This is a genomic window from Rhizobacter sp. Root1221, from assembly GCF_001425785.1.
GTDB lineage: Bacteria > Pseudomonadota > Gammaproteobacteria > Burkholderiales > Burkholderiaceae_C > Rhizobacter.
Window position 1 is genome coordinate 98864 of record NZ_LMDI01000009.1, and the last position, 18007, is coordinate 116870.

Genomic DNA, 18007 nt, shown 5'->3' on the forward strand with positions numbered 1-18007 from the left:
CTCCGGTCATTCCCGCAACTCGGCCAGCGTGACGGCCAGCTTGCGCACCTTGCCCGCGCGCCACACCGTCAGCGTCACCTGGTCGCCGGGCTGGAACCGCTCGAGCGCGGTGAGCAGGTCGTCCGCGTCCTCGACGGCTTCGTCGTCCACCCCCTGGATCACGTCGCCCGGCACGATGCCCCCTTGCGCGCCACGCATGAACGGCGCGAGGCCCGCGCGGGCGCCGGGTCCACCCGGCGCCACCCGCACCAGTGGCACGCCCTTCGGCAGGCCGAGCGACCGGACCAGCGTCTCCGGGCCCGGGGTCACGCCGATGGACGGGCGCACCATGCGGCCGTCGCGGATCAGCCGCGGCACGATGCGGTTCACCTCGTCGATCGGGATCGCGAAGCCGATGCCGGCACTCGCCCCGGACGGGCTGTAGATCGCGGTGTTCACGCCGATCATGCGGCCGGCCGAATCGAGCAGCGGGCCGCCGGAGTTGCCCGGGTTGATGGCAGCGTCCGTCTGGATGGCGCCGCGGATGCTGCGGCGCGTGACCGACTCGATCTCGCGGTTCAGCGCGCTGACGATGCCCACGGTCAGCGTCTGGTCGAGCCCGAACGGGTTGCCGATGGCATACACCTTCTGGCCCACGATCAGGTCCTTGCTGGAGCCGAGCGCCAGCGGCGGCAGCTTGGTCCTGGCGGCGTCGATGCGCAGCACCGCGAGGTCGCGGTCGGGGAAGATCCCCACCAGCTGGGCGCGGTGGGTGCTCTGGTCGGCCAGCGTGACCCGCGCGGCGCTGGCGCCCTGGATCACGTGGAAGTTGGTGACGATGTGACCGCGGTCGTCCCAGATGAAGCCGGTGCCGGTGCCCTGCGGCACCTGGTGGGTCTGTGCCGAGAAGAAGTCGCGTTCGATGCCGAGGACGGTGATGTTCACGACCGACGGCGACGCGCCCTTGAACACCGCGATGTTGGTCTGCTCGTCCGGGGTCAGCGGGCCGCGGGGGGTGACCGTGCGGGGTACCGCATCGGGGCGGGCGACGGCAGCGAACGTGGCGCTCGACAGGACGGCGGCAAGCAGGAGGGCGCGGCGCGAGGTTCGCAGGGTCATGGTTCGGGTCGGGTGGCTTCCGGCTAGTGCGTGCACTAACATGGTATGGCCTTGGCCTGCTACTTGCTGAACCCGGGACATGACCTCCGCCACAACCTCCCCATCGCTCGCCGTTGTGGTTCCGGCGCCCGCGGCCCGAACCTTCATCCGCGCCGTCGAGGTGTGGACGCCGTCGGCCGACGACACGCTGCTCGAACTCGACAACGGGTTGTTCGGGTCGGCTCCCCACTTCGGCGCGCTGAGCCGCACGATGTGTTTCGGCCGCGGTGAAGGGCTGCCGGGGCGGGTCTGGGAGGAAGGCCATCCGCTGCTGCTCAAGCATTTCAAGGGCTCGTACTTCCGCCGCATTGCCGCGGCCGAGGCCGCCGGCCTCACCTGCGGTATCGCGGTGCCGTGGTTCCGTGCCGGGAAGCTCACCGCGGTGCTCGTGATCTTCTGCGGCGACGTGCTGGCCCACGAAGGGGCCATCGAGCTGTGGCGCAACGATCCGCGTGTCACCGGCGACATGACCCTGGCCGATGGCTACTACGGCACCCGCGCCGAAGCGCTCGAGAGCCTGTCCCGCGAGACCTGGCTGCCACGGGGGGCCGGCTTGCCCGGCCTGGCGTGGCAACGTGGCGGCGCAGTGTTCATCGACGACCTGGGGACGTCCTCGCGTTTCCTGCGGGGTGACGCGGCCGAGGCGGCCGGCATCCAGCGGGGCCTGGCATTTCCGTGCCCCGCGCCGGGCGATGCCTCGTGGGTGATCAGTTTCCTGTCGGCCTCGGAAACCCCCGTCGCGCGGCGCATGGAGAGCTGGGTGCCCGAGGACGACGGCAAGCGCCTGCGCCTGGCCTACGTGTCCGGGCAGGCCGGACCGGGCGCCGGCGAGGTGCTGCTCGAGCGCGCCGCGGGCACCATCGGCCGCGCATTCCTGACCGGCGTGCCGGCGGTCTCGGAGAAGGCCGGCGGGGAGCCGGGGGGCGTGGGCAACACGGCCACTGCGGCCGGGCTGGGGGGCCTCGTGGCCATCCCGGTGCTCGTCGACGAGGTGGTTGCCGAGGTGGTGGTGCTGTACTTCTGAGGGCAGGCCCGGCGGACCCGTTCACCAACGTGGTGCCGTGCGCCGTGAGGTGGTGCGCGCTGATCCGGGTACGCCCCGCATCGGTTCCGGTCATCCGCGGCTACGATGCGCGGCATTCCAACCTACCGTCCTTTCCATGAAGCCTGTCGTCACTGCCAGCGTCGTGCTGCTGGCCGCGCAATTGATTGCCCTGGCGGTGCGCAGCCACAACGACACCACGGTGGCGCTGGCCATCAGTTCGCTGCTGATGTTCGCCTGCAGCTGGGCCAGCGCCACCCACCTGCTGGGCGTGCGCGCCGCGGCCCGGTTCGTCGTCATCGCCGTGGTGCTCGGCTGGTTCGCCGAGCAGATGGGGGCCTCTCGCGGCTGGTTCTTCGGCGACTACGATTACACCGACGTGCTCGGCCCGCGCCTGGGCGAGGTGCCCGTGGTGATCCCGCTGATGTGGTTCGCGCTCACCTACACCGGGTACGTGATCGCCAACCTGATCGTGTGGCGCTCGCCGGTGGACGGGTCGCCGAAGTGGGGCGACGCCATCGTGCTGTCGCTGCTGGCCGCCATGATCGTCACCGCGTTCGATCTCGGCGCCGACCCGTACTTCGTCTACAAGCTCAAGGCCTGGATCATGGTCGAGAAGAACGGCTGGTGGTTCGGCGAGACGGTGCAGGGCTTTGTCGGCTGGATGACCGTGTCGTTTGCCATCGTGTTCCTGTTCCGGGCCACGGTGCGCAAGTTGCCGCCCGTGCCGGCGGCCCGGGTGTCGCGCCGCCACGCGTTGATCCCGATCGGCATCTACGGCGGCGAGATGGTGTTCCAGGTCTTCTTCGGCTACCCCGTCGAGGTGCGCAGCCTCGCGGTGTTTGCGATGGGCATCCCGGTGCTCTGCGCGCTCGCGGGCTGGCAGCATTGGCGCATGGACGCGAAGGTGGCCGCATGACCGCCGACCTCGACCGGATGCAACGGGTGGCCGACCCGCTCGCCGACAGCGCCGTGGCCGCCGCGCTGGGCCCGTGGTCCGACATCGGCGTTGCCGAACGGTTCACCCGCATCGGCGCCATGAACCGGTTGATCTCCGGCTGGAAGACCAACGCCGACCTCGACGGCTGGCGTGCCGTGGGCAACGGTGTGACGCCGGAGATGGCGGCGTCGCTCGAGGCCTTCGTGCAGGCGGCTCGCGGGCTGCCCGCCTGGGCCGACCCGGCGAAGATCGCCCAGGCCGAACGGCTGTTCTTCGAACAGGGGCCGCTGTCATGCGTGCTGCTGTTCTGTTCGAGCCTGCCCGAGTGTTACGTGGTGCCCGACCTGTCCGCGGTGCTGCAGACGGCCGGCCAGCTCACCGCGCACACCGACTACCGCGTGCGGTCCACCGCCGCGATGATCTTCCCGGTGATGATGGACGGCGGCCTCACCACCCCGTCGGGGAGCGGTGTGGCGCAGATCCTGAAGGTGCGCCTGATCCACGCCACCATTCGCCACCTGATCCTGCGGGGCGACCCGTCGCAGGCGGGCGGCGTGGTGCCGCCCCTCGTGCACGGCGAACTGCACTCGATGCACGAGGCGCTGCTGGCACACGGCTGGAACGTCGACGCCGACGGCCTGCCGTGCAACCAGGAGGAACTGGCCTACACGCTGTTGACGTTCAGCCACTGCTTCCTCGCCAGCCTGCGCCGCCTGCACCTCGGCGTGGGGGATGTGGACGAAGCGGCCTACCGGCATACCTGGAACGTGGTGGGCCACCTGCTGGGCATCCGTGAGGACCTGATGGCGCACTCCTTTGCCGAGGCCGGGCAGCTGTTTGCCACCATGCAGGCCCGCGGCCGTGCCGACCCCGTCTCACCCGACCCGCGCCCCGTGCTGGGCCAGGCGCTGATGGCGGCCATGAGCGCGGTGATCCCGTTCGCGCTGGCCAAGCCGGTCCCGGTGTTGATGACCCGGCACCTGTGCGGCGCCGAGACCGCCCGCGACATCGGGCTCGACGGGCGCGTGTCGTGGTTGTCGCGCGCCTTGTTCTGGCTGGGCATGGGCCTGATCGGGCTGGTCGACCGCCTCGGCCGGCTCGTGTGGCCGCAGTTCTCGCTGTCGCGGGTGGTCGTGCGGGTGCTGGGGTATCACGTGGTGACGAAGCTGCTGATGGACCAGACCCGCCCGCTGCAGCTGCCCGACCACCTGCTGTCGCGGGTGCGGGACACCGTGGCCGCGTGGGGTGACGATCCCAAGGCACCCCGCTGGCTGAACGTGATGGAAGACCGGTTCACGACGGTCGGCCGCTGGGCACCGGTGGACCGGTCGTGAAAACCCGTGCTGGCGCGCGCTGATAATGGCGGGCGTCACGCACGGTTGCTTCCACATGTCCAGCCGACACCTTCAGCCGCTCCTCCATTGGTGTTTCATCGGATGGGTCTGGGCCTTCGCGGCCCTGCCCGCGGCATGGGCCCAGCCGGCCGCACCGGCACGTTCGCTGGTGCTGGACGGCGGCCAGGACGTGGTCGACGTGTGGACTGCCGCCACGCTGCGGTTCGACGACACGGGCGCGCTCACCCTTGACGACGTGCTCGCGGCACCGGCCGCCTTCACGGCCCCGCCCACCGCCTATCCCACGTTCGGCCTGCGCAGGGAAGCGGTGTGGGTGCGGGTGCCCATCGACGTGCGGTGCCAGAAGCGATGCCCGTGGATCTTCGACATCGACTACACCGCGCTCAGCCACATCGACGTGCACCTGCTGACCGACGGCCAGGTGGTGCAGCGCGTCGAGCTGGGCAACCTGCGGCCCTTCGCCAATCGCCCGCTCGGCAGCCGTTCGCATTCCGCGGTGCTGAACCTGCAGCCCGGCACCCACCACGAAATCCTCGCGCGCATCGAGACCCAGGGCGCGATGATCCTGCCCATCACGCTGAACACACCGGGCGCGTTCCACGCGCGGGCGCTGAACGAGCAGATGCTCCAGGGGCTGCTGGGCGGCCTCGGCTTCTGCCTGCTGCTGTACAGCGTGGCGCAGGGCCTCGGCCTGCGCGAGCCGCTCTTCCTGAAGTACGCGTTGATGATCTCGGGCAGCCTGCTGTTCTCGGTGCTGCAGTTCGGCATCGGCGCCCAGTACCTGTGGACCGACAACCTGTGGTTCGAGTCCCACATCGGCGCGCTGTCGGCACTGATCGCGTCCGCCGGGTCGTTCCTGTTCATCGAGCATGTGCTCGCCGGCCCCGACACCAGCCCACTCTTCACGCGGGTGATGAAGGGCGGCGCGGCCTTTGCCGCGCTGGTGGGCGTGGCCTACGTGGCCGGCCTGATCGACACGCGCGCGGTGAGCGCCATCGTCAGCGTGCTGGGCCTCATGCCGGTGCTGATGGGCATGCCGGGCGCGGTGAAACGCACCCTGCGCGGGGACCCCGTGGGCGTGAGTTTCCTCGTCGCGTGGGCGGTGTACTTCATCGCGACGGCGGTGATCATCATGGTCATCAACGGCCGCGCACCGGTCAACTTCTGGACCCTGCATTCGTTCCAGATCGGCGCCACCATCGACATGCTGCTCTTCATGCGGGTGCTGGGGCTGCGCATGAAGGCCATCCACACACAGGCGCGGCACGCCACGCTCGAGCGCGACGCCATGCGTTCGCTCGCCCACAGCGATCCGCTCACCGGCCTGCCCAACCGCCGCGGCCTGAATGCGGAACTCACCGCGGCGCTGTCACGCCCCCGGGCCGACAACCGCGTGGCCGTCTTCATGCTCGACCTCGACGGCTTCAAGCCGGTCAACGACCGGCATGGCCACGACGTGGGCGACGAGCTCCTGATCGCCGTGGCCCAGCGCCTGAACGACACGCTGCGCCGCGGCGACACCGTGGCTCGCCTGGGTGGAGACGAGTTCGTCGTCATGACGGGCCAGTTGCAGCGCGACGAGGACGCGCTGCACCTCGGCGAGCAACTGCTCAAGGCGTTCGCCGAGCCGTTCATCCTGGGCCAGCACACCTGCAGCGTCGGTCTGACGATCGGCTATGCCCTGTCGCCCGCCGATGCGGCCGACGCGGTCACGCTGCTGAAGTTCGCCGACGCCGCGATGTACGTGGGCAAGGCGTCGGGCAAGGGCTGCATCCGGCGCGGCGGGCTGGCGGTGCTGCGCGAATCCCAAACGCCTCGCGACGACGCGGTCGCCGGTCAACCGGCTCCGTAGTACCCACAACAGGGTTTTCCGGCCATTGACGCCGCGATAGTTAACGTTAACAATCTGGTCTCCGTTGAAGTTCTACCGGATGGAGCGATTGCGATGAAAACCTGGTTCTGTTCCCTTGCCGCTGGCGCGCTGCTGCTGGCCTCGCCTGCTTGGGCCGCCTGGCCCGAGAAACCCGTGACACTCCTCGTGCCGTTCCCGCCGGGCGGTTCCACCGACAGCCTCGCGCGCACGCTGGGCGCCAAGTTGCAGGAGACGCTCGGGCAGACCTTCATCGTCGACAACAAACCCGGCGCCACCGGCACCATCGGGGCGGGCCAGGTGAAGCGGGCCGCGCCCGACGGCTACACCGTGCTGGTCTCCTCGCTCGGCCCGTTCGTGATCGCCCCGCACCTGATCAAGGCCATGCCCTACGATCCGGCACGCGACTTCGACCTGCTGATGGTGGCCGTGCAGGCGCCGAACGTGCTGGTCGTGCCGGCCGTGTCGCCGCACAAGTCGGTGGCCGACGTGCTCGCGGCGCTCAAGAAGGACCCGGGCAAGATGAGCTTCGCGTCGTCTGGCAACGGCTCGTCCGACCACCTCACGGCCGAACTCTTCTGGCAGCAGACGAACACCTCCGGCCTGCACATCCCGTACAAGGGCGGTGCCCCGGCCATCAGTGACCTGCTCGGCGCCCAGGTCGATGCGTCGTTCCAGAACATCAACGCGGTGATCTCGCAGATCCAGGCCGGCAAGCTGCGGGCGCTCGCCGTCACCGGCGACAAGCGCTCGACGCTGCTGCCTCAAGTGCCAACCTTGTCCGAGGCCGGAGTCAAGAACGCCGACGTGTACTCGTGGCAGGCCGTCGCCGCACCCAAGGGCCTGCCGGCCGACGTGCGGACGAAGCTGCATGCCGCGCTGGTGTCCGCGCTCAACGACCCGGTGGTGAACAAGAAGCTGACCGACGTGGGGTTCGAGGTCATCGCCAACACCCCCGAACAATTCACCAAATTCCAGGCCGCCGAGTTCGCGCGCTGGAAGAAGGTCATCGACACTGGCCACATCACGGCCGACTGACCCACCACCCTCTTTTCTGACGGAGCCCACCATGTCCACCCCGAAGGTCGTCGACCTGCAAGTCATCCCCGTCGCAGGCCGCGACGGCATGTTGCTCAACCTCAGCGGCGCGCATGCGCCGTACTTCACCCGCAACCTCGTCATCCTGACCGACAGCGACGGGCACACCGGCGTGGGCGAGGTGCCCGGCGGCGAGAAGATCCGCCAGACGATCGAGGATGCCCGCCCGCTGATCGTGGGCCAGCCCATCGGCGATCACCTGCGCCTGCTGCAGCGCGCCCGCGACCAGTTCGCTGACCGCGACAGTGGCGGCCGCGGCCTGCAGACGTTCGACCTGCGCGTGACCATCCACGCCGTGACCGCGCTCGAATCGGCGCTGCTGGACCTGCTGGGCCAGCACATGGACCTGCCCATCGCTGCGCTGCTCGGCGAGGGCCAGCAACGCGACCGCGTCGAGATGCTCGGCTACCTGTTTTTCGTGGGTGACCGCACGAAGACCGACCTGCCGTACGCATCGCCGTCCGACGAACCGGCCGATGCCGACGCGTGGAAACACCTGCGCCACGAGGCCGCGATGACACCCGGCGCGGTGGTGCGCCTGGCCGAGGCCGCGCACGCGCGCTACGGTTTCAACGACTTCAAGCTCAAGGGCGGTGTGCTCGCCGGCGAGGCCGAGGTGGAGGCCGTCACCGCGTTGCACGAACGATTCCCGCAAGCCCGCGTGACCCTCGACCCGAACGGCGGCTGGCTGCTGAAGGATGCGATCCGGCTGATGCGCGACATGCACGGTGTGGTGGCCTATGCCGAAGACCCGTGCGGTGCCGAGGACGGCTTCTCGGGCCGCGAGGTGATGGCCGAGTTTCGCCGTGCCACCGGCCTGCCCACGGCCACCAACATGGTGGCCACCGATTGGCGCCAGCTGACCCACGCGCTGTCGTTGCAGTCCGTCGACATCCCGCTGGCCGATCCGCACTTCTGGACCATGGCCGGTTCGGTGCGCGTGGCGCAGACGTGCCGCGACTGGGGCCTCACGTGGGGCTCGCATTCCAACAACCACTTCGACGTGTCACTCGCGATGTTCACGCAAGTGGCCGCGGCTGCGCCGGGCCGTGTCACCGCCATCGACACCCACTGGATCTGGCAGGACGGGCAACGCCTCACGAAAGATCCGCTGCAGATCCGAGGCGGTTTCGTGGACGTGCCGAAACGCCCGGGTCTCGGTGTGGAACTCGACATGGCCGAAGTGATGAAGGCCAACGCGCTGTACCGCGAACACGGCCTCGGCGCCCGCGACGATGCCATCGCGATGCAGTACCTGGTGCCGAACTGGCGCTTCGACCCAAAACGGCCTTGCATGGTGCGCTGACCCCTGGAACGAAGGGTCCGCAACGGAGGCAGAACGACCGAAAAGCGAGACTTAACGCACGGTCCGTTTTGCCTATCGGGGCGGGCCCCAATGCCACTGTCACACAGCGTCACTACAGTGGTGCTCAGACGGCGGCGCGGCGGATCAGAGCATCCGCGCCAAGAAGACCGGCAATGTTTCGTGACCGGCGCCGTCGCCATCTTCACGTGCCGATGACGCCCCCATCGCGCCGCCGCACCACCACGGTGGCCGAACGCGGCCGGCCGCCATCGGGCCAGCGCGAATGCCGCGCGGGTTCGGCCGGGTCGTTGCGGCTCGAGGTCGGGCTTTCGCCCGGGTGCTGGATGTTCACGAACATCGTGCGCAGGTCGGGTGCGCAGGTCACGCCCGTCACCTCACAACCGGCCGGCCCCGTCAGGAAACGGCGCATCTCGCCTGTGACCGTGTCGGCCGCAAGCATCATGTTGTGGCCGAGTCCCGACCCGGTGGACGACGCGTCGGTCTGGATCCACAACACTCCGCGCGGATCGATCCACAGGCCGTCGGGGCACACGAACGCATCGCCCGACACGGTGCCACCGGCCTCGGCCGGGCCCGCCAGCACGAAGTGGTTCCACGTGAACGTGATGCCGTCGCTGTCGCCGTCTTCCTTCCACCGGATCACCTGGCCCATCGTGTTCCTGGCGCGCGGGTTCGCGGCATCCGTGCCGGGGGCATCGTCGGTGCCGCGGCGGCTGTTGTTCGTCAGTGAGCAGTACACCTCGCCGCGTGCCGCATCCACGGCGATCCATTCGGGACGGTCCATCTTCGTGGCGCCCAGCAGGTCGGCCGCCTGGCGCGTTTTCACCAGCACCTCGCCCTGGTCGGCGAAACCGGCCGCGGCGGTGAGCGGCCCTTCGCCGTGCACGAGTGGCAGCCAGCGGCCGCGGCCATCGGCGTCGAAGCGCGCCACGTGCAGCGTGCCGTGGTCCAGCAGCGTGCGGTTCGCCGCGGCACCGCCCGGGGCGATGCGGTCGCGGCTCACGAATTTGTAGATGTACTCGAACTGCGCGTCCTCGCCCGAGTAGACCACCGCACGCCCGTCCCGCGTGACCGCCACCGTGGCGCCCTCGTGCGCCGCGCGGCCGAGGGCGGTGCGCTTGATGGGCGTGGACGTGGGGTCCATGGGGTCGATCTCGACGATCCATCCGAAGCGGTTGGGTTCGTTCGGATGGCGTGCCGCGTCGAAACGCTCGTCGTGTTCTGCCCAGCGCATGCCGGCGCCGCGGCGCTTGAGGCCCCAGCGCGTGCCGTGTGCATCGGGCTTCTCGGGGCCCTCGAAGTAGATGATGAAGTTTTCCTCGCCCGTGAGGTAGGTGCCCCACGGGGTGATGCCGCTCGCGCAGTTGTTCAACGTGCCGAGGACGCGCATGCCGGATGGATCGGCGGCGGTGCGCAGCAGCGGGTGGCCGGCCGCCGGTCCGCCCACGCCCACCGGCGTCAGCGTGCTGATGCGCCGCGCGTAACGCGACGGGCGCACCACCTGCCAGCCGTCGCCGTCGCGGGCCACCTCGATCACCGACACCCCATGCGCGGCCTGGCCCTTGCGCACCTTCTCCGCGCTCCATGCCGCCGTGCCGTCGGTGTGCAGCAGGCCGTCGTCGATGTACTCGTGGTTCATCGCGAGCAGGCCCCGGTGGGCACCGTCGAGTGCGAAGTAGTGCAGGCCGTCGTGGTGCATGCCCATCTGCACCGCCTGTTCGTCCGCGGTGTTGCCGGCATCGGCGCGGAAGGCGGGCAGGTGCCCGGCGATGCCGACCGGGTCGCCCCACGGCGCGATCACCTGGGCGGTGTAGCCCTCGGGCACGACGACCGTGTCCTGCGTGGAAAGCGGCACCGGCGCGAAGCCGATGCGCGGCGGCGGCACCGTGGCGCAGCCGGAGAGCGACAGCGGTGCGAGCCAGCCGCCAAGCACCAGGCCGAGCCCGCCGCGCAGCACCGTGCGCCGCTCGCCGGCCGACACGTCATGGATCGACGGGTTCGCCGACCGGTTGCTGTCTTCCATCGTGTCGAAGTCCTTGGCCATCGTGGGTTCCGGTGCAGTGTCGAGTGCGCCGATTCTGTGCGATGCTTCGCCGATCATCAAAACGGGGAACCCATGCTGTCCACTGCCGCCCACATCGTCGTGGCCCTGATCGGCCTGCTGCACATCTACATCCTCGTGCTGGAAATGTTCCTCTGGGACAAGCCCGCCGGCCTTCGCGCGTTCGGGCAGACCGCCGAGCGGGCGGCCGCCACGAAGGTGCTGGCGGCCAACCAGGGCCTGTACAACGGTTTCCTCGCAGCCGGCCTGCTGTGGGGCGTGTGGCTTGGCGCGGCCGGCAACCCGGTGAAGATCTTCTTCCTGCTGTGCGTGCTGGTGGCCGGGGTGTACGGTGCGGCCACCGCGTCGCGCAAGATCCTGTTCATCCAGGCGGTTCCGGCAGCCCTCGGCCTGGTGCTCGTGGCCCTCTCCTGACGGCCCCGTAGTCCCATCCCTACGCGCGGGGGCGCGTGGGTCCGATGGGCGAGGGCGATGATCGGCGGTGCAATGGGACATGTCCCGAACACCGAAGGAAACCGCCCATGTTGACCACCGTCTCTGACCGGTACCACGCGCTGCGCGAGGAACTGAGGCGCCTGCAGGCGGCGGACGTGCGTGACATGCCCGCCATCGAACACGTGCTCGATGCCTTGTCGGCCGAGTACCGCCGCCTCAAGTCCGAGGACGGACAGCACGGCAACAACCCGATCGAGTGGCGCCACGGCGAACCGCCGGAACTCGTGCTCGAACCGGAAGCCGCACTGCCGCCGCCGTGAACCGGCGCGGGTGAGGCTTGTGGTGCAATCGCCGCATGTCCTCCCCGCTTCCCCGGCCCCGCGACGCCGTCATTGCCGAGTGGGTCGCCGCGTTGAAGCGCCGGGCCGATCCCGCCGCGTTGCGTCAGTTGCCCGAACTCACCCCGGCCGAATCGGCCGAGGTCATGGCACGCATGCGCCACGGCGAGGCGGCCCCGGCCGAGCCCGACCTACCGGCTGGCCGGTTCCGCCCGCGCCTCACGTTGCACACCCTCGGCCGCGGCGAAGGGCTGTTGGGCATGCGCCCCTCGGGCCCGTTCGGGCCTCGCGGTACCACCGTGACCGTCGCGTTCGTGGACTGGACCTACACCTCCCCGGCCGGGGTTGTCGCCGAAGTGCCTGCACCCACGTCGGTGCTCAACAGCCGGCACGCCCCACCCCTCCACACCACCGATGCGGCCGGCCGGCCCGTGCGCATCGACCGCGACATCCGGGCCGAGGCCGACGCGATGGACCAGGTGTGGGGGCTCGGTCTCCACCCGCTCGACCCGGCCACGCTGCAGTGGCGCGGCCGCCCGTTCATCGGCCCCGGTGCACCCGTGTGGTCGCTCGAACAGGAGGCGCGGTTCGCCGACCTGTGGGCCGACGCGCTGCCGGGCCTGCGCGCGAGCGGCTGGCGCATCGTGGTGCGCCCGGGGTTCGCCCACGAGAGCGTGCCGGTCACCGCCTGGCGCCTGGTGCTCGACCACGACACCGGCGAGGTGCTCGGCAAGGAGGTCAGCGGGCCGATGGGCCCGCGCCTCGTGGACGTCAAGGCGCTGCGCCAGCCGAAGCGTGAAGGGTCGTTCCTGCTGAGCCTCGGCGTCGAGATCGACGGCGAGATCTGGGACCTCGCACCGCTGCTGTGGGACCTGCTGCGCCGTGACCGCCGGTGGCTCGACGCCCGGCAGATCGAGGCCATCCCCGACGAGTCGGTGGTCACGCTGCGCGCGCCCGGCGGCCGCCGCGTGGAGGCCCCCGCCGCACCGCTGAAGGCCATCATCGGCACGATGGTGGACCTGCTCACCGACACCGAACCACGCGCCGGCCCGTTGAGGCTGTCCGCATGGGAAGCCCAGCGCCTCGACGCGTTGCGCGAGAGCCTGCACGACACCCAGGCCGCACGTGCCGGCCCGTTTGGCGCGTGGCAGCTCACGGGCGACACCGGCCTGCGTGAACTCGCCCGCCGTCTGCAGCACACCGAAGAACCTGCCGAGGTGCCCGACCCCGCGGGCCTCGGCGTGACGTTGCGCGACTACCAGCGGCGCGGCGTGGCCTGGCTGCAGCACCTGCGCGAGCAGCACCTCGCGGGCATCCTGGCCGACGACATGGGCCTCGGCAAGACCGCCCAGGCACTGGCCCACCTGCTGATCGAACAGCAGGCCGGCCGCCTCGATGGCCGGCCTGCCCTGGTGGTGGTGCCCACGTCGCTCGTCTTCAACTGGCAGGCCGAGGCCGCGCACATGGCCCCGGGCCTGCGGCTGATGACCCTGCACGGCCCCGGCCGCGCGGCCCGGGTGGCCGACATCGCCGAACACGACGTGGTGCTGACGACCTACCCGCTCGTGTGGCGCGACATCGACGTGCTGGCCGCCGTGCCGTTCCACCTGCTCCTGCTCGACGAAGCCCAGACCGTCAAGAACCCCGCCGGCCGTGCTGCCCATGCGCTGCGCCGCCTGGACGCCACGCACCGCCTGTGCCTCACCGGCACACCGCTCGAGAACCACCTCGGCGAGCTGTGGGCGCAGTTCGATTTCCTGATGCCGGGGTTCCTCGGCGACCAGCGCACGTTCACCCGCCGCTGGCGCAAGCCCATCGAGGAAAACGGCGAGACGCTGCGCGCAGAACTGCTGCGCCGCCGCGTGCGCCCGTTCATCCTGCGGCGCCGCAAGGACGACGTGGCCACCGAACTGCCGCCGAAGACCGAGGTGATCGAGCGCGTGGAGCTGCAGGGCCGCCAGCGTGCGATGTACGAAAGCGTGCGGGTCGCCGCCGACGAACTGGTGCGCCGGGTGTTGCAGAAGAGCGGCCTGTCCGGCGGTCTCATCACCATCCTCGATGCGTTGCTCAAGCTGCGGCAGGTGTGCAACGACCCGCGCCTGCTGAAGCGCAGCCGCATCCCGAAAACCATCGAGAGCGCGAAACGCGAACTGCTGCGCGACCTGTTGCCGTCGTTGGTGGCCGATGGCCGGCGCGTGCTGGTGTTCTCGCAGTTCACCGCGATGCTGTCGCTGCTCCAGGACGACCTCGATGCCCTCGGGCTGTCCTGGCTCGCGTTGACGGGTGACACACCACCCGCGCAGCGCGGCCAGGTCGTGCGCGACTTCCAGGCCGGCGCCGTGCCCGTGCTGCTGCTGAGCCTGAAGGCCGGCGGGGTGGGGCTGAACCTCACCGCGGCCGACACCGTGATCCACGTGGACCCGTGGTGGAACCCGGCGGTGGAACGCCAGGCCACCGACCGCGCGCACCGCATCGGACAGACCCAGCCCGTGTTCGTCTACAAGCTCATCGTGGCCGGCAGCATCGAGGAGCGCATCCTCGACCTGCAGGCCCGCAAGGCGGCGCTGGCCGACGGGGTGCTCGGCGAGGACGAGGCCACGGCGATGAAGTTCACCGCGGCCGACCTCGACGCGCTGCTGTCGCCGCTGCCGTGACACCCCCGCGATTGAGGGCCGTGGCGGCAACACAGCGTTGCTTGCGGTTCGGCGCGCCGGGCCTCACAATCCGTTCCATGTTCAAGACCACACCGATCAACCAAGCCGCACGCGACCGCCAGGCCGCGTGTGCGGGTGACCGCGTGAATCGCGCCTAGAGCCGCCTTTCGAATTCGTTCGGAAGGCACCTTGCCTTCCGGACCCGGTCCTCCAGGAACCCCGGTCGGCGTCGCCCTCCGGGGTTTTTTGCATTCGGGGATTGTCATGTTCCACCAGCGCACGTTCGACAAGTTGATTGCCACGATTCGCACCCGCCAAGGCGCGGGAGGCTTGCGCTCGTGCTTTGGCTCGCCCCATCGGCAAGTGAACTGCCGGCCCTGACGCGTTCTTTCGCGGTGGGTCGGCCACCACGAAAGAACACTGTGAACAAATCCATCCGCAACATCGGCGTCATTGCACACGTGGACGCTGGCAAGACCACGACGTCCGAGCGCATCCTGTTCCACACGGGCAAGAACTACCGCATCGGCGACGTCAACCATGGCGACACGACCATGGACTTCGACGAGCAGGAACGCCGCCGCGGCATCACCATCAACAGCGCGGCCACCACCGTGTTCTGGAAGGGTGCGCAGATCAACCTGATCGACACGCCCGGCCACATCGACTTCAACATCGAGGTGAACCGGTCGCTGCGCGTGCTCGATGGCGCGATCGTCGTGTTCGACGGCGTGGCCGGCGTGGAACCGCAGACCGAGACCAACTGGCGCCTGGCCGACCGGTACCACGTGCCGCGCATCGCGTTCGTCAACAAGCTCGACCGCATCGGGGCAGACTTCCCGCGTGTGGTCACGATGATCGGCGAACGCCTCGGTGTGCGCACCGCGGTGCTGCAGTGGCCCATCGGCGCGGAAGGCGGTTTCGAGGGCGTGGTCGACCTGCTGACGCAGCGCGCGTTGACGTGGACGTCGGAAGATGTCGGCGGCAACCTGCACGAAGGGCCCGTGCCGGCGCACCTGCAGGGTGTCGTGCAGGCACAGCGCGCGAAGCTGCTCGACGCCATCGTCGAGCAGGACGACGACGTGCTGGCCGCGTTCCTCGAGGGGCGCGAGCCCACCGTCGCGCAGCTGCAGGCGTGCATCCGCAAGGGCACGCTCGCGGGGGCATTCGTGCCGGTGCTGGCGGGTGCGGCGTTCAAGAACAAGGGCGTCGAGCCGCTGCTGGACGCGGCGGTGGCGTACCTGCCTGCGCCGGGCGAGGTGGCGGCGCAAGCGGGGCAGCCCGAGGCCGACCCGGATGGGCCGCTCGCGGCGCTGGCGTTCAAGGTGGTGTCCGACACGTCGGGCACGATGGTGTACGTGCGCGTGTACCGCGGCCGCCTGCGGCCGGGGGACGTCGTGCTCAACACCAACACCGGCCGCCGTGAACGCATTGCCCGTCTGTACGAGGTGCATGCGAACAAGGTGGAGGAGCGTTCGGTCATCGAGGCCGGCGGCATCGCGGCGGTCGTGGGCCTGAAGGACACGGTCACCGGCCACACGCTGGCCGATCCCGCGGCACCGCTGGTGCTGGAAACCATCACGGTGCCCGAGCCGGTGATCGACGTGGCGGTGGAACCGAAGACGCAGGCCGACCAGCAGCACCTCGGCAAGGCGCTGGCCGCGATGGTGCGCGAGGATCCGAGCCTGCGCGTCCGGCAGGACGCGGAGTCGGGCCAGACGCTGCTGTCCGGCATGGGTGAGCTGCAGCTGGAGGTGTCGATCGAGAAATTGCGGTCGCGCCACCATGTCGAGGTCAACGTGGGGCGGCCCCAGGTCGCGTTCCGAGAGACGCTCACGCGGGCGGTGGAGGTCACGCACCTCCACAAGAAGCAGAGCGGTGGCCCCGGGCAGTACGCCGAGGTCACGCTGCAGTTCGAGCCGTTGCCTCGCGGCGAGGGCGTGGTGTTCGAGAACCGCACGGTGGGAGGGGCAGTGCCGCGCGAGTTCGTGCCGGCGGTGGAGGCGGGTGTCCGGCGTGCGGCCCAGACCGGGGTCGTGGCCGGTTATGCGACGGAGGACTTCCGGGTGTCGCTCGTCGACGGACGGTTCCACGAGCGCGATTCGTCGACCGTGGCGTTCGAGCTGGCCGCGGCGGCCGCGTTCCGCGAGGCCGCCGTGCAGGCCGGGCCGGTGCTGCTGGAGCCGGTGATGGCCGTCGAGGTGATCACGCCCGCCGACTTCGTGGGCGACGTGCTCGGCGACCTGAGCCGGCGCCGGGGGCTGGTGCGGGGGCAGGACACACGCGGCAATGCCGCGGTGGTGGACGCCCACGTGCCGCTGAAGGAGATGTTCGGCTACATCGGGCACCTGCGTGCCATGTCCTCGGGACGGGCGCAGTACACGATGCAGTTCGACCACTACGCCGAAGCGCCGGCCTCGGTGCTCGACGCGGTGCGCAGCCGTTGACCAGAGGGGTGGCCCGGGAGGGCCGCCCCTTTTTTTGTGCGTCAGCCGGTGATGCGGTCCTTCAGCAGCTGGCGCAGCTGCTTGCGCCCGTCACTGTTGGTGGCCCGCCAGGCTTTCAGGGCCAGCGCGAGGAACTGCTGCTCGGCCGGCGTGAGGCCCACGGGTTCGCGTTCCTCGTCGAGCCAGCCGGCGGGTTTGCCGCAGTGCTGCTCGATCTGGCGGGCTAGCTTGTCGCCGATGGGGCGGGCGGACTTGATCTGGCTCCACATGCTGGGCGAGATCTCGAGCTTGGCGGCAAACGCCTGCTCGAGCCCTTTGGGCGGCGCGCCGCCGGCCATCGCCGTTTCCGCGAAGGTCTGGAACAGGTTCAGCGCGTTGCGGCGCCGTTCTAGGGTGATGTTGCTCACGGGGACTGCGAAAAAATCTGTTGCGCGCATTGTCGCAGGGGCTTGACGGTGCGGTAAAGACTATTTACGATGCCCTCCATCGATACCAAAAGCCCGTTTTTCCGAGGAAACCACCCGTGAAACTTCGCCGCTCCAACCACTGCTTCGCGCCCGCTTCGGGCCGCCAGGCGTTGGCGCGCCAAATTTCCATTGCAATGGTCTCCGCGACAAAAGGGGCCGCTGCGGCATCCGGGAGAGGCTGACAACCAGCCTTCCAGCTCTGGTTTCCAGAGGCCCGGGTCCCGCCAAGGACCCGGGCCTTTTTCGTTGGTGCCGCAAGGCGGTGCGGAATCGTTTGTTTTTGTTGTCACTTCGGGTGTGTCTTTGCACTCCGCGGCCGCGCGAATTGGTGTGAGCGGTGCGGGATGTGCGTGGCCGGTTTCGGCCCCGTGCAGCGAGGCACCGCTTCGACGGAAGGGCTCGCGCGACGGGCACAACCGAAGTGGCTGCTGTCCGCTGGTGTCTCAGTTTGCTGTCATCGTCCCAGGGAGGGGCTCATGAAAAAGAAGGAACAAAGCATTGTGTTGCGCCTCGCGGCGCTCAAGCCGCGCAACCCGTTTGCGGCGCTGGCGCGACAGCGTGCGGCGGGCTCGCACGCACCGGTCAAGCGGCCGCAGGCGCGGGAGGAAAAAGACCTCGTCCAGCGCCTGCGCGAGGCGGGCTTGTGAGGGCGCACCTGGCGGTGGCGCTCACCATGCTGGTCGCCGCTGCCGCGTTCGGGGTGCTCGTGGCCCGGGAGCCACGCTGGCCGGTGGACGCGGTGAACGTGGCGTCGGCCTGCGTGCGTGCGCTGCAGCAGGACGACGACACGGACGCCTGACCCCCGGCGGGCAAAGGCGTGCTGCTTCGGTTAACC

The 18007-nt window shown here is 69.7% G+C and carries 15 protein-coding genes; 12 read left to right on the forward strand and 3 right to left on the reverse strand.

What is annotated here, in order from left to right; genetic code table 11:
* Positions 1-6: 6 nt before the first annotated feature.
* Positions 7-1098 carry a S1C family serine protease gene (locus tag ASC87_RS08345; RefSeq protein WP_056659505.1) on the reverse strand — a complete coding sequence of 364 codons (1092 nt, stop codon included), beginning with the start codon at positions 1096-1098 and terminating at the stop codon, positions 7-9.
* Positions 1099-1177: 79 nt separating this feature from the next.
* On the opposite strand from ASC87_RS08345, the gene ASC87_RS08350 reads away from it, so the two are divergent.
* The 6 genes from ASC87_RS08350 to gudD all read left to right on the forward strand — a co-directional run bounded on the left by ASC87_RS08350 (position 1178) and on the right by gudD (position 8748).
* Positions 1178-2161 (forward strand): GAF domain-containing protein, encoded by a 984-nt coding sequence (locus tag ASC87_RS08350; protein ID WP_157603912.1) that lies wholly within the window; start codon positions 1178-1180, stop codon positions 2159-2161.
* A gap of 136 nt (positions 2162-2297) precedes the next feature.
* Positions 2298-3098 carry a carotenoid biosynthesis protein gene (locus tag ASC87_RS08355; RefSeq protein WP_056659508.1) on the forward strand — a complete coding sequence of 267 codons (801 nt, stop codon included), beginning with the start codon at positions 2298-2300 and terminating at the stop codon, positions 3096-3098.
* Positions 3095-4453, forward strand: coding sequence for an oxygenase MpaB family protein (locus tag ASC87_RS08360; RefSeq protein WP_056659509.1), 1359 nt, complete (start codon positions 3095-3097; stop codon positions 4451-4453). Before ASC87_RS08355 ends, ASC87_RS08360 begins: the two co-directional genes overlap by 4 nt.
* Positions 4454-4508: 55 nt before the next feature.
* Positions 4509-6326: a diguanylate cyclase gene (locus tag ASC87_RS08365; RefSeq protein WP_157603913.1), complete on the forward strand. Its 1818-nt coding sequence runs from the start codon at positions 4509-4511 to the stop codon at positions 6324-6326.
* Positions 6327-6419: 93 nt separating this feature from the next.
* The gene (locus tag ASC87_RS08370) at positions 6420-7382 is read left to right on the forward strand and encodes a tripartite tricarboxylate transporter substrate binding protein (RefSeq protein ID WP_056659510.1); all 963 of its coding nucleotides are present in this window, start codon (positions 6420-6422) and stop codon (positions 7380-7382) included.
* Positions 7383-7413: 31 nt separating this feature from the next.
* Positions 7414-8748: a glucarate dehydratase gene (gene gudD, locus ASC87_RS08375; RefSeq protein WP_056659511.1), complete on the forward strand. Its 1335-nt coding sequence runs from the start codon at positions 7414-7416 to the stop codon at positions 8746-8748.
* A 202-nt stretch (positions 8749-8950) separates the two neighbouring features.
* Here gudD and ASC87_RS08380 read toward each other — a convergent pair whose 3' ends face one another.
* The gene (locus tag ASC87_RS08380; protein ID WP_056659562.1) at positions 8951-10813 is read right to left on the reverse strand and encodes a PhoX family phosphatase; all 1863 of its coding nucleotides are present in this window, start codon (positions 10811-10813) and stop codon (positions 8951-8953) included.
* A 72-nt stretch (positions 10814-10885) separates the two neighbouring features.
* Between ASC87_RS08380 and ASC87_RS08385 the strand changes: the two genes are divergently transcribed.
* The 4 genes from ASC87_RS08385 (at position 10886) to fusA (ending at position 16705) form a co-directional block, all read left to right on the forward strand.
* Complete coding sequence (locus tag ASC87_RS08385; protein WP_369820744.1) at positions 10886-11245, forward strand: DUF1304 domain-containing protein; 360 nt, start codon at positions 10886-10888, stop codon at positions 11243-11245.
* Positions 11246-11352: 107 nt separating this feature from the next.
* The gene (locus ASC87_RS08390; RefSeq protein ID WP_056659513.1) at positions 11353-11586 is read left to right on the forward strand and encodes a hypothetical protein; all 234 of its coding nucleotides are present in this window, start codon (positions 11353-11355) and stop codon (positions 11584-11586) included.
* A gap of 35 nt (positions 11587-11621) precedes the next feature.
* Positions 11622-14258, forward strand: coding sequence for a DEAD/DEAH box helicase (locus ASC87_RS08395; RefSeq protein WP_082568488.1), 2637 nt, complete (start codon positions 11622-11624; stop codon positions 14256-14258).
* A 422-nt stretch (positions 14259-14680) separates the two neighbouring features.
* Positions 14681-16705 (forward strand): elongation factor G, encoded by a 2025-nt coding sequence (fusA, locus tag ASC87_RS08400; protein ID WP_235582107.1) that lies wholly within the window; start codon positions 14681-14683, stop codon positions 16703-16705.
* Positions 16706-16746: 41 nt separating this feature from the next.
* Here the strand turns inward: fusA and ASC87_RS08405 are convergent, their stop codons facing one another.
* The gene (locus ASC87_RS08405) at positions 16747-17112 is read right to left on the reverse strand and encodes a hypothetical protein (RefSeq protein ID WP_056659516.1); all 366 of its coding nucleotides are present in this window, start codon (positions 17110-17112) and stop codon (positions 16747-16749) included.
* Positions 17113-17648: 536 nt separating this feature from the next.
* On the opposite strand from ASC87_RS08405, the gene ASC87_RS32605 reads away from it, so the two are divergent.
* Together ASC87_RS32605 and ASC87_RS33505 are read left to right on the forward strand one after the other, a co-directional pair.
* Entirely contained in the window at positions 17649-17819 is a 171-nt protein-coding gene (locus ASC87_RS32605; protein WP_164491998.1) for a hypothetical protein, read from the forward strand.
* Positions 17820-17845: 26 nt separating this feature from the next.
* Positions 17846-17971 (forward strand): hypothetical protein, encoded by a 126-nt coding sequence (locus tag ASC87_RS33505; protein ID WP_255358912.1) that lies wholly within the window; start codon positions 17846-17848, stop codon positions 17969-17971.
* Positions 17972-18007 lie beyond the last annotated feature (36 nt).